At 71.9% G+C, this 12,408-nt stretch carries 9 protein-coding genes; 4 read left to right on the top strand and 5 right to left on the bottom strand.

The window, feature by feature from the left end:
* Window positions 1–150 precede the first annotated feature (150 nt).
* A complete protein-coding gene (locus ACFQ53_RS13885; protein ID WP_377860647.1) occupies window positions 151–633 on the top strand; it encodes a DUF3054 domain-containing protein in 483 nt (160 codons plus the stop codon).
* Between the two features lie 50 nt (window positions 634–683).
* Here the strand turns inward: ACFQ53_RS13885 and hisD are convergent, their stop codons facing one another.
* On the bottom strand, window positions 684–2,015 hold the full coding sequence (gene hisD / locus ACFQ53_RS13880) for a histidinol dehydrogenase (protein ID WP_377860645.1): 1,332 nt from the start codon (window positions 2,013–2,015) through the stop codon (window positions 684–686).
* 187 nt (window positions 2,016–2,202) lie between these two features.
* On the opposite strand from hisD, the gene ACFQ53_RS13875 reads away from it, so the two are divergent.
* Window positions 2,203–4,431, top strand: a complete 2,229-nt coding sequence (locus tag ACFQ53_RS13875; protein WP_377860643.1) for an NADP-dependent isocitrate dehydrogenase — start codon at window positions 2,203–2,205, stop codon at window positions 4,429–4,431.
* A 148-nt stretch (window positions 4,432–4,579) separates the two neighbouring features.
* On the opposite strand, the gene erm is transcribed toward ACFQ53_RS13875, so the two are convergent.
* From erm to ACFQ53_RS13855, 4 genes are all read right to left on the bottom strand, one after another.
* Window positions 4,580–5,365, bottom strand: coding sequence for a 23S ribosomal RNA methyltransferase Erm (erm, locus tag ACFQ53_RS13870; protein ID WP_377860641.1), 786 nt, complete (start codon window positions 5,363–5,365; stop codon window positions 4,580–4,582).
* A 285-nt stretch (window positions 5,366–5,650) separates the two neighbouring features.
* Entirely contained in the window at window positions 5,651–6,517 is an 867-nt protein-coding gene (locus ACFQ53_RS13865) for a sulfite exporter TauE/SafE family protein (protein WP_377860639.1), read from the bottom strand.
* A 235-nt stretch (window positions 6,518–6,752) separates the two neighbouring features.
* Window positions 6,753–7,250, bottom strand: a complete 498-nt coding sequence (gene tpx, locus ACFQ53_RS13860) for a thiol peroxidase (RefSeq protein ID WP_377860637.1) — start codon at window positions 7,248–7,250, stop codon at window positions 6,753–6,755.
* Window positions 7,251–7,310: 60 nt separating this feature from the next.
* Window positions 7,311–8,369, bottom strand: coding sequence for a polyphosphate kinase 2 family protein (locus ACFQ53_RS13855; protein WP_377860635.1), 1,059 nt, complete (start codon window positions 8,367–8,369; stop codon window positions 7,311–7,313).
* Between the two features lie 137 nt (window positions 8,370–8,506).
* Here ACFQ53_RS13855 and ACFQ53_RS13850 point away from each other — a divergent pair, with 137 nt between their 5' ends.
* On the top strand, window positions 8,507–11,008 hold the full coding sequence (locus tag ACFQ53_RS13850) for a phosphoketolase (protein ID WP_377860633.1): 2,502 nt from the start codon (window positions 8,507–8,509) through the stop codon (window positions 11,006–11,008).
* A 263-nt stretch (window positions 11,009–11,271) separates the two neighbouring features.
* Window positions 11,272–12,348, top strand: coding sequence for a DUF2382 domain-containing protein (locus tag ACFQ53_RS13845; RefSeq protein WP_377860631.1), 1,077 nt, complete (start codon window positions 11,272–11,274; stop codon window positions 12,346–12,348).
* Window positions 12,349–12,408: the final 60 nt, after the last annotated feature.

Raw genomic sequence — 12,408 nt, 5'->3', positions numbered from 1 at the left:
ACCTGGTGGGATCCGCGCCGCCCGGTGCGCGGAACCGTCCGCCGTCGGGCGTGGTCCGGTGCTCCGTTGCCGGGCGCTCCCGGACCGCGCTCACGTGCGTCCCGCCACGCTCCCAGCGCCCGACCACCCGCGGGTCGGTACCCTGGCGCGGTGCTTCGCTTCCTCGGTGCCCTGATCGGCGACGTCCTCGCCGTGGTCCTCTTCGTCGCGATCGGCCTGCTCCAGCACGGCTACGACATCTCGACGCAGAATCTCGTGCTGGTGGGCTGGCCCTTCGCGGCCGCCCTCCTCGTCGGCCATCTGGCCGCGCAGACCTGGCGCGCGCCCTTCCGCATCTGGCCGCAGGGCGTGTTCGTGTGGGCGATCACGATCGTCGGCGCCATGGCGGTGCGCACCCTCATGCAGGCCGGCACCGAGGTGTCCTTCGTGATCGTCACGTCGATCGTCCTCGGCGTGCTCATGCTCGGCTGGCGCGCGGTCGCGACCTTCCTCACCCGCGGCGAGCGCAGGGTCGTCGAGGTCGTCGACGAGGCCGATCTCGAGGCGGGAACCGGGTCCGCGGACACCACCGGGCCTGAGGTCGAGAAGTCGCCCGGGGGCGGCACCGTCGCCGAGAAGGCCGACAACTCCTGAGGAACCGGCGAGCCCTGCCGGAAGCACTCCCCCGTCAGCGACCCCGACCCTCACTCGCCGGGCGCGAACCTCACGTCCACCGCGGTGCCGTGGGCCGGCAGGCCCTCGGAGCGGGCGAGCGTGGTCGCCGCCTCCCGTGACGCGGCGAGCGCGTGCTCGTCGTACTCGACGACGTGGATGCCGCGCAGGAACGACTGCACGCCCAGTCCCCCGGCGAAGCGGGAGGTGCCGCCCGTGGGGAGCACGTGGTTGGAGCCGGCCGCGTAGTCGCCCAGGCTCACGGGGCTGAAGGGACCGACGAACACCGCACCGGCGTTGGTGACGCGTGCGGCGACGCCGGCCGCGTCGGCCGTCTGGATCTCGAGGTGCTCCGCGCCGTAGGCGTCGACGACCGCGAGTCCCTGCTCGATGTCGTCCACGAGGATCGCGCCGCTCTGGCGTCCGCGCAGCGCCTCCGCGATCCGCTCATGGTGCTCGGCCGCGGGGACCTGGACGTCCAGCTCCTCCTCGACGCGGCCGACGAGGGCCTCGTCGTCCGTGACCAGCACGGCGGCGGCCATCGGGTCGTGCTCGGCCTGGGAGATGAGGTCGGCGGCGACCAGGCGGGGCTCCGCGGCGGCGTCGGCGAGGATCGCGATCTCCGTCGGTCCGGCCTCCGCGTCGATCCCGACGATGCCGCGCACCAGGCGCTTCGCCGCCGCGACGTAGACGTTCCCGGGGCCGGTCACGAGGTCCACGCCCTCGAGCGCGCGGCCGTCGCCGAGGTCGTCGGCGCCGTGGGCGAGCAGGGCGATCGCCTGCGCGCCGCCCACGGCCAGCACCTCCTCGATCCCCAGCACAGCGCAGGCCGCGAGGATCGTGGGGTGCGGCAGACCGCCGAACTCCTTCTGCGGCGGGGAGGCGAGCACGATCGTGCCGACGCCCGCGGTCTGCGCGGGCACGGCGTTCATCACCACGGAGCTGGGCAGCACGGCGCGGCCCCCGGGGACGTACAGGCCCACGCGGCGCACGGGCACCCAGTGCTGGGTGACGCGTCCGCCGGGGATCACCTCGACGCTGTCGGGCTCGCGCACCTGGGCGGCGTCGACGGCGCGGACCCGTGCGATCGCGGTCTCCAGGGCCGAGCGCACCGACGGGTCGAGCTCGGCGAGCGCCCTCGCGATCTCCTCGGGCGGGACGCGCAGGTGCTCGGGGCGCACCCCGTCGAAGCGCTCGGAGGCCTCGAGGACGGCGGCCGCGCCGCGCGTCGCGACGTCCTCGATCACCGGGGCGACGGCCTCGGCCGCGGCGGCGACGTCGACCTCGGGACGGGGCAGGGAGGCGGCGAGCTCGGCGGGGCCGGGACGGGTCCCGCGCAGGTCGGTCACGGAGAGGAAGGACATGGGGGAAGTCTAGGAGGCCGCCCGCGCATCGGCCCCCTCGGCCCGACGCCTGGGACGCGCCGGGCGAGCCCTCGCGGTCGCGTCGCGGACGGGGTCGCGCGGCCCGGTCTTCCTGAGGACGCCGCGCGCACCCTCGGATAGTCTTGACGTCGAGACATCACCACGACCCGAGGGAGCCCCACCGACCATGTCGCGGATCATCTACACCCACACCGACGAAGCACCGATGCTCGCCACCGTGTCGTTCCTGCCGATCCTGGAGGCGTTCTCGCGCACTGCCGGGATCGACGTGGAGACCCGGGACATCTCGCTCGCGGGCCGCATCGTCGCGGCCTTCTCCGATCTCCTGCCCGAGGACCAGCGCGAGGCCGATGCGCTCGCGGAGCTCGGCGAGCTCGCGAAGACGCCCGAGGCGAACATCATCAAGCTGCCGAACATCTCGGCCTCGGTCCCGCAGCTCAAGGCCGCGATCGCCGAGCTGCAGGCCGCCGGGATCGACCTGCCCGACTATCCCGAGTCCCCCTCGACCGACGCGGAGAAGGACGTGCGCGCCCGCTACGACGCCGTCAAGGGCTCGGCCGTGAACCCCGTGCTGCGCGAGGGCAACTCCGACCGCCGCGCGCCCCAGGCGGTGAAGAACTTCGCGAAGAAGCACCCGCACCGCATGGGCGAGTGGTCCGCCGACTCGAGGACCACCGTGGCGACCATGGACGCCGACGACTTCCGGGCCAACGAGCAGTCCGTGGTCCTGGAGAAGGACGACGAGCTCTCGATCGTCCACGTCGCCGCCGACGGCGCCGAGACCGTGCTGAAGGCCTCGATCCCCGTGCTCGAGGGCGAGGTCGTGGACTCGACCGTCATGAGCGCCCGCGCGCTGGACGCCTTCCTCGCGGCGCAGGTGCAGGCGGCGAAGGAGCAGGGTGTCCTGTTCTCCGTGCACCTCAAGGCCACGATGATGAAGGTCTCCGACCCGATCCTCTTCGGCCACGCCGTGCGCGCCTTCTTCCCCGCCCTCTTCTCGGCCTACGGCGAGCAGCTCGCCGCGGCGGGCCTGTCCCCGAACAACGGCCTGGGCGGGATCCTCGCCGGGGCCGACGCCCTGGACCCCGAGGTCGCCGCGGGCGTGCGCGAGGAGATCACCAAGGGCCTCGCCGAGGGGCCGGCGATCGCCATGGTGAACTCCCACAAGGGCATCAGCAACCTGCACGTGCCCAGCGACGTCATCATCGACGCCTCGATGCCCGCGATGATCCGCACCTCCGGCCACATGTGGAACAAGGACGATGCGGAGCAGGACACCCTGGCCGTCATCCCCGACTCCTCCTACGCGGGCGTCTACGCGGCGACCATCGAGGACTGCAAGGCGAACGGCGCCTTCGACCCGACCACCATGGGCACCGTCCCGAACGTCGGCCTCATGGCGCAGAAGGCCGAGGAGTACGGCAGCCACGACAAGACCTTCGAGATCGAGGCCGACGGCCGCGTCGAGGTGCGCGACTCCTCGGGGGCGGCGCTGATGGCCCAGCAGGTCGAGGCCGGCGACATCTTCCGCGCCTGCCAGGCCAAGGACGCCCCGATCCGCGACTGGGTGCAGCTCGCCGTGCGCCGCTCGCGCGAGTCCGGGATGCCCGCCGTGTTCTGGCTGGACGAGTCCCGCGCCCACGACCGCAACCTCATCGCCAAGGTCGAGGCCTACCTCGCCGAGGAGGACACCGAGGGCCTGGACATCCGGATCCTCTCCCCGATCGAGGCGACGAAGCACACCCTGGAGCGCGTGCGCCGCGGCGAGGACACGATCTCCGTGACCGGCAACGTGCTGCGCGACTACCTCACCGACCTCTTCCCGATCATGGAGCTGGGCACGAGCGCCAAGATGCTCTCGGTGGTCCCGCTGATGAACGGCGGCGGTCTGTTCGAGACGGGCGCGGGCGGCTCCGCCCCCAAGCACGTGCAGCAGCTGATCGAGGAGGACTACCTGCGCTGGGATTCCCTCGGGGAGTTCCTGGCCCTCGCCGAGTCCCTGCGCCACCTCGCGCGCACCGAGGACAACGAGCGCGCCCGCGTGATCGCCGACGCCCTGGACCGGGCGACGGAGACGCTGCTGAACAACGGCAAGTCCCCGCAGCGCAAGCTGGGCACGATCGACAACCGCGGCAGCCACTTCTACCTCGCCCTGTACTGGGCGCAGGAGCTGGCCGCGCAGACCGACGACGCGGAGCTCGCCTCCGCCTTCGCCCCCATCGCCCAGGAGTTCGCGGGCAAGGCGGAGGTCATCGACGGCGAGCTGCTCGCCGTGCAGGGCGAGCCGGCCGACATCGGCGGCTACTACCGGCCCGATGAGGCGAAGGCCGCGAGCGTCATGCGGCCCTCGACCACGCTGAACGCGATCGTCGAGGAGATCAGCTCCGCGCTGTGACGCGCTGACGCGCTGAGTGCCGACCGCACCTCCCGAGGGCGGTCGACCAGCGGAAGGGCCCGGATGCTTCGGCATCCGGGCCCTTCGTCGTCGGACCACGGGGTCATCGGACCGCGGGGTCGTCGGACCGCGAGTGCCCGGCGCGCGCTCAGGCGCGGGACGTGCGCCCGAGCCGCTTCCAGAGGAGCGCCCACTGGCGAGGCGCGAGGTCCCGGGGACGGTCTCGGCGCGCGACGCCGGCCGCCCGCAGCGCATCGTCGATCCGACGTCGGCCCGACGCCCCGCGTGGGGGCAGTGTCCTCGGCAGGATCCGCTCGAGGGTCCCTCCCCCGCCCGCGAAGACGCGGCGTGCGAAGCGCTCGTAGTCGGGGCGATCCCGGAGCGGCAGGAGGGGGCGCTCACGGCGCTCGAGCACCAGGATCCCGCCGTCGACCGAGGGCACGGGGCGGAAGGCGCGTGCGGGCACGCGGCCCTCGAGGCTCGCGTGGATCCAGGGAGCGGCCTGCACGGTCATCAGGGTGGATCCGCCCACTCCGGCGCGCTTGCGGGCCACTTCCCATTGCGTGAGCAGGACGGCGCGATGCCAGGCGCGCTCCCGCAGCAGGCGCCGCAGGATGGGTGCGGTCAGGTGGAAGGGGATGTTGCCGACGATCGTCGTCGCATCGAGCGGATGGGCGAGCGCATCGCCGGAGATCACGCGGACACGGGGCAGGCCGCGGCGCAGTGCCCGGGCGCGGTGCTCGTCGATCTCGAGGGCCGTGAGCGGCACGCCCCGTGCGGCGAGCGTTCGGGTGAGGGCGCCGTCGCCGGCGCCGAGCTCGAGCACGCTCGTGCCGTCCCGGGGGACGAGGTCGGCGATCTGCTCGAGAGTGGGCCGGTGGGCGAGGAAGCTCTGTCCGAGCTCATGGCGTCCGCCATGGAGGGAGCGTGGCATGGGTGGTCTCCGTGCTGTCGGGTCGGAGCACCCGGCATCTCACCCGTGCCGGCGGCAGGGGGAGGCGAGGTTCGCGCGTCCGGGTGCGAGGGCTCTCGACGGGACGGCGCGCATCATGCGACGGCGCGCCGTCAGGCGCCGCGGTCGCGGAAGGTGAGTGCGCGGTCCGCGAGGACCGCACGGAGAAGGGTTCCCATGAGTCGGACGCTATCGACGGCGGCGGCGTCGAACGAATTCTCGGGCCGCTCCGCCTGCACCGAGGGTCGTGGGAGCGGGGCGGCCCGCTCAGCCCAGGATCTGCCGCACGAGGGCGAGGAGCGCGATCACGACGATGGTGCCGCGCAGCACCCATTCGGGAAGGCGCTTGGTGAGGTGGGAGCCGAAGTAGCCGCCGAGCAGGGCGCCGACCGCGATCGCGACCACGCCCTCCCACCGCACGTCGGCGCCGAAGGCGAAGTGGGCCACGAGGTAGACGAGCGCCGCCATCACGTTGACGAGCAGGCTGAACAGGTTCTTCACGGCGTTGACGCTCTTCATCGAGCGTCCCGTGAAGGCGCCGAGCAGGCCGAGGTAGAGGATGCCCTGCGCTGCCGTGAAGTAGCCCCCGTACATCGAGGCGGCGCCCATGGAGACCATGAGGCCCGGCGAGCGGTAGGCGGCCGCGCTGCTGCCGGCGTCCGGGTCCCCGCCCCCGTGCCCGACGCCCGACGCGGGGACGTCACCGGTGGCCCGGCCGTCCTTCGCCGCGCTGACACTCGTGCCGCTCCCCCGCCGAGGGATCCAGGTGGCCAGTCGCTTCTGGAAGACCACGAGCAGCAGTGCCACCACGATGAGGATGGGGACGACGACCCTGAGCGCTCCGGGCGGTGAGACCAGCAGCAGGCAGGACCCGATCGTCGCGGTCACGACCACGATGGCGGCGAGCGGGCGCACGTCGCGCCATTCGGCGGAGATCTCGCGCCGGTACCCGAAGAACGAGCCGACGGTCGAGAACACCATGCCCATGGTGTTCGTGCGCACGGCGGTGCCGGGGTCGAGGCCGAGAGCCAGCAGCACGGGGAGCGTGAGCAGCGATCCGCTGCCCACCGCGGAGTTGATCGCGCCCGCGAGGGCACCCATCACGAGCAGCACCACGAGCGACTGCGGATCCACGCGCCCTCTCCTCCCTCGCCGCCCCTCGTGCCCGAGGGGCGCATGCGTCGGACCGCTCGGCGGATGCGGCCCGACCTGCAACCCTAGACCCGGACGCGGGGCTGCTCGCCTGCGGCCTCACTCCTCGGAACGGGCCAGGCCCGGACGGGCCGCGAACCCCTCGAACACACGCGAGGCCCCGGGCATTGCGCCCGGGGCCTCGCACGCGACGTCGATCGTCCGACACCGATCCGTGTCAGCCGAGCGCCGCCACGGCGGCGTCGTAGTCGGGCTCCTCGGAGATCTCCGGGACCAGCTGGCTGTGCAGCACGGTGCCGTCCGTGTCGATCACCACGACCGAGCGGGCGAGGAGGCCCTGCAGGGGGCCGTCGGTCTGCGTGACCCCGAAGTCCTCCCCGAAGCTCGACCGGAAGGCGGAGCCGGTGACCACGTTCGTGAGCCCTTCCGCGCCGCAGAAGCGGGCCTGCGCGAAGGGGAGGTCCTTCGAGGCGCACACGACGACCGTGTTCTCCAGGCCGCTCGCGATCTCGTTGAAGCGGCGCACGCTCATCGCACAGGTGCCGGTGTCCAGGGACGGGAAGATGTTCAGCACGATCCGTCGGCCGGAGAAGTCGCCCGTGGCGACGGCACCGAGGTCCTGCCCGACGAGCTCGAACGCGGGGGCGGCGGAGCCGACGGCGGGGAGCTCGCCGACGGTGGTGACGGGTGTGCCCTTGAAGGCGGTGGTGGCCATGTCATGCATCCTTCTGCTCGATGTGCGCTGGTCCTTCCATTGTGCCCCGTCGGCCCCGACTCATCCCTGCGAGGCGAAGGTCTCCCGCAGTCGCGCGGTCTGCTCGGCGACGTCGAAGTCGGCGGCGGGCCACTGCGGGTCGATCTCGCCCAGAGCCTGCAGCAGCAGCTGCTGCACGGCGATCCGGGCGTACCACTTGCGGTCGGCGGGCACCACGACCCATGGTGCGTGCGGGGTCGAGGTCGCGCTGAGAGCCTTCGAGTAGGCGTCCATGTAGGCGCTCCAGTACCCGCGCTCGTCGATGTCCCCGGGGTTGAACTTCCAGTGCTTGTCCGGGCGCTCGAGGCGCTCCATCAGCCGCTCGCCCTGCTCGGCGTACGAGACGTGGAGCATGACCTTCACGATCGTGACCCCCGAGTCGGTGATCTCCTTCTCGAAGGCGTTGATCGCGGCGTAGCGCCGCTCGATCTCCTCGGCGTCGGCCCAGCCGTGGACCCGGTGGATGAGCACGTCCTCGTAGTGCGAGCGGTCGAAGACGCCGATCTGGCCAGCCGCGGGCACATGCGGGCGGATCCTCCACAGGAAGTCGTGCTGCTCCTCCTCCTCGGTGGGCGCCTTGAACGCGGTGATCGAGATCCCCTGCGGGTCCACGGCGCCGACGACGTGCCGCATGATCCCGCCTTTGCCGGAGGTGTCCATGCCCTGGACGACCAGCAGCACGCTGCGCCCGCCGGATGCCGCCCCGTGGTGGGCCGCGAAGAGTCGCTCCTGCAGATCAGCAAGGGAGTCGTCGCAGGCCAGGAGGTGCTTCTCGCCCTTCTTCTTGCCGCCGTCGAAGCCCGGGGTCGCGTGCGGGTCGAACTCGTGGACGTCGCCCGCCCACCCCGGCGGGACCGGGAAGCCGCCCGGGACGTCGTCCGGCAGGGAGCCGGGTGCGAGGACGACGGGTCGGAGATCGCGTGAGGACTTCGACGCCTTGGAAGTCTTGGAGGCCTTCGCGGGCCCGCGGCTCGTCGTGGCCGTCGCCCCCGACCTCGCCGGCTTCGCCGACTTCGCGCTCCCGCCCTGCTTCGCGCTCTTCGTCGGACGGGGGCTCTGCTGCTTCTTCGCCTGTGCCATGCACGGAGCGTAGTCGGATCCGCGGATCGCGGCGCGGACCGGACCCGAGGGGTTCCCCGAGAGCACCCTCAGCTCTAGCGTGGGGCCCACGACGTATCCGTCCGGTCCGCCGAGGAACGAGGAACGAGGAGAGTCCCATGAACGAGGCCCCGACGCAGCCAGTCCGGCCCGCAGTCTGGCCCGCCGCCGAAGGCACCGCCCCGGATCAGGAGGAGCTGCTCCGCCTGCACGGCTGGTGGCGCGCCGCGAACTATCTCTCCGTCGGTCAGATCTACCTGATGGACAATCCCCTGCTGCGCACGCCGCTCGCGCGCGAGCACGTGAAGCCCCGCCTGCTCGGCCACTGGGGCACGACTCCCGGGCTCACCTTCCTGTACGCGCACATGAACCGGGCGATCCGCCAGCGCGATCTCGACGCGATGTACGTGACCGGTCCCGGCCACGGCGGGCCCGGTGTGGTCGCCGCGGGGTACCTCGAGCACACGTACACGGAGACCTACCCTTCGGTCACCGAGGACGAGGCCGGCATGCGCCGCCTGTTCACCCAGTTCTCCTTCCCCGGCGGGATCCCGTCCCATGCGGCGCCGGAGACCCCGGGCTCGATCCACGAGGGCGGCGAGCTCGGCTACTCGCTCTCCCACGCCTACGGCGCCGTCCTCGACAACCCGGGGCTCCTCGCGTTCACCGTGGTCGGCGACGGGGAGGCCGAGACCGGACCGCTGGCCACGTCGTGGCACAGCAACAAGTTCACCCATCCCCTCACCGATGGCGTGGTGCTTCCCGTGCTCCACCTCAACGGGTACAAGATCGCGAACCCCACGGTGCTGGCGCGCATCGGCGACGACGAGCTCGCCGACCTCATGCGCGGGTACGGCCACGAGCCGCTGTTCTTCACCGGCGGCTTCGACGACGAGGACCCGCTCACGGCGCACAGGCGCTTCGCCGAGGTGCTCGATACGGCCCTGGACCGCATCGCGGAGATCAAGGCGAAGGCGGCCGAGGACGACGCCGCCGGACGGGAGCCCGAGCGGCCCACCTGGCCGATGATCGTCTTCCGCACGCCGAAGGGATGGACCGGGCCCGCGGAGATCGACGGCAAGAAGTCAGAGGGGTCGTGGCGGGCCCATCAGGTGCCATTGGCCAACGCCCGCGACACCGATGAGCATCTCGCGGTCCTGGACTCGTGGCTGCGCTCCTACCGACCCGAGGAGCTGTTCGACGATGAGGGGCGGCTGCGCGAGGAGTACGCGGACACCGCACCCGCCGGGAGCCGGCGGATGTCGGCGAACCCGGTGACCAACGGCGGCTCCGTGCTGCGGGCGCTGCGCCTGCCCGACTTCCGCGAGCATGCGGTGGACGTCCCACGGCCCGGGGCGACGACCTCGGAGGCCACGCGCGTGCTGGGTGACTGGCTGAGGGACGTGATCGAGGCCAATCCCGAGAACTTCCGCATCTTCGGACCCGACGAGACCGCGTCCAACCGTCTTCAGTCCGTCTACGAGGCCACGGACAAGCAGTGGAACGCGCAGTTCGTGGCCGACGACGACGAGGAGCACCTGGCCCCGCGCGGCCGCGTCATGGAGGTGCTCAGCGAGCACCAGTGCCAGGGCTGGCTCGAGGGCTACCTCCTCACCGGCAGGCATGGGCTGTTCAACTCCTACGAGGCCTTCATCCACATCGTCGACTCGATGGTGAACCAGCACGCGAAGTGGCTGAAGGTGACGAACGAGCTGGAGTGGCGTCGGCCGCTGGCCTCGCTCAACTACCTTCTGAGCTCGCACGTGTGGCGACAGGATCACAACGGCTTCTCCCATCAGGACCCGGGATTCATCGACCACATGGTCAACAAGAAGGCCGAGATCGTGCGGGTCTACCTGCCGCCGGACGCCAACACGCTGCTGTCCACCTACGACCACTGCCTCCGCTCGCGCCAGTACGTGAACGTGGTCGTCGCGGGCAAGCAGCCGGGACCGCAGTGGCTGAGCATGGACGAGGCGATCGTCCACTGCACGCGCGGCCTGGGCATCTGGGAGTGGGCAGGGACCGAGGTCGAGGGCGAGGAGCCCGACGTCGTGCTCGCCTGCGCCGGGGACATCCCGACGATCGAGGTGCTCGCGGCGGCGAAGATCCTCCGCGAGCAGATCCCCGATCTGCGCGTGCGGGTGGTCAACGTGGTGGACCTGATGCGCCTGCAGCACGAGTCGGAGCACCCGCACGGTCTCTCGGAGAAGGAGTTCGACGGGATCTTCAGCGAGTCCTCCCCCGTCGTCTTCGCCTACCACGGCTACCCGTGGCTGATCCACCGTCTCGCCTACCGCCACGATCGCGCCTCACGGATCCACGCGCGCGGCTACAAGGAGGAGGGCACGACCACGACGCCCTTCGACATGCTCATGCGCAACGACATGGACCGCTACCACCTGGTGATCGACGCGATCGATCGCGTCGACGGCCTGGGGACCCGCTTCGCCGGTCTGCGCCAGCGGATGGTCGACTCCCGCATCCGCGCACGCGAGTACGCGTACACCCACGGCACGGACCAGCCCGAGGTCGCGGCGTGGCAGTGGGACGACAACGCCGACGAGTCCGAGCCGTCGAAGGGCACGGTCACGGCCGACACCGGCGGCGACAACGGCTGAGATCGCCGGTTCGCGTCCGAGGACCGCCGCGCGCACCGAGGGCATCCGGCGCGCGGTGCGGGTGCGGGGCGCGCGAACACGCCCCGGGGCCTCCGGCGGCCTGCGGCACGAGTGACCTGCCGGCGAATTCTCGGTGACGGATATGGCGCAGATCACAACGATCGGTACGGTCGAAGAACGCTCCCCGAGCGCGACGCCGTCGACCGGTTCGGTGCGACGTCGTTCGACATCCGCACGAGCGGACCGCACAGAAGGAGAACAGCATGACGTTCCAGGGCAGCATCACGGATCTCCAGACCGCCGAGGTCCTCGACTCCACGGGCGAGAAGGTGGGCAAGGTCGGGCAGGTGTATCTGACCAAGGACTCGCAGGACCCCTCGTGGGTCACCGTCAACATCGGTCTCTTCGGCTCGCGCGAGACGTTCATCCCGCTGGCCGACGCGAAGTACGCCGAGGGCGCCATCACCGTCCCCTACGAGAAGTCGTTCATCAAGGACGCGCCGAACATCGACGAGGACGGCGAGATCTCCCACCAGGAGGAGTCCGAGCTCTACCGCTACTACGGGGTGAGCGATCCCGACGCCGCATCCGGCGATGACCGGGGCCGTGAGGATGACGCGCGCGGCCGCGGCACCGCGCAGGACCGCACGGGCGCTGCGCAGCAGGACCCGGCCGTGCAGGGGCAGCAGGGCCCGCAGGGGCAGGACGCCGGGGCTCCTGCCGCCGATGATCGGGCCGGCGCCGGTGCCGGAGTCGGCGCGGGTGCCGGAGTCGGCGCTGCGGGTCTCGCCGGGCGCGGGACCGAGGCCGACGCAGGATCCGGGGACCGGGCTTCCGAGGACGAGCAGCGGCGAGCGGCCCAGGACGGCGCGGCGGCGAGCGGGGACGCCGTGACGACCGCGGGCGCCGGCGCACCCGGCGCGGCCGACGGCCGGGCGGACGTGGACGGCAAGGAGTCCGTGACCCTCCACGAGGAGCGCCTGAACGTCGGCACCGAGAAGGTCGAGACCGGCCGCGTGCGCCTGCGCAAGTACACGGTCTCCGAGACCCAGCAGGTCGAGGTGCCCGTCGAGCGCGAGGAGGTCGTCGTCGAGCGGGTGCCCGCCGGCGAGGAGACCGGGGGCGAGATCGCCGACGGCGAGACCCAGGCCGAGGTGACGCTCACCGAGGAGCGACCGGTGGTGAACAAGGAGACCGTGGCGACCGAGCAGGTCAACATCGGCACCCGCACGGTGCAGGACACCGAGACGGTGAGCGGCGAGGTGGGCCGCGAGGAGGTCGACATCACCGACGCCGACGGCCGTCGCGTCACGGGCGAGGGCGAGGGCGACCGCGCCTGACCCTCGCTATCGGGCGACAGGACGAGGGCGGGCATCCGCGGTCGCGCAGGCCGCGGATGC

Origin of the sequence: Brachybacterium sp. NPDC056505 (assembly GCF_042794925.1) — a bacterium.
In the GTDB taxonomy this organism is placed as follows: domain Bacteria; phylum Actinomycetota; class Actinomycetes; order Actinomycetales; family Dermabacteraceae; genus Brachybacterium; species Brachybacterium kimchii.
Note: the sequence above shows the minus strand (reverse complement) of the source record. Positions and strands in the feature narration are given on the sequence as shown.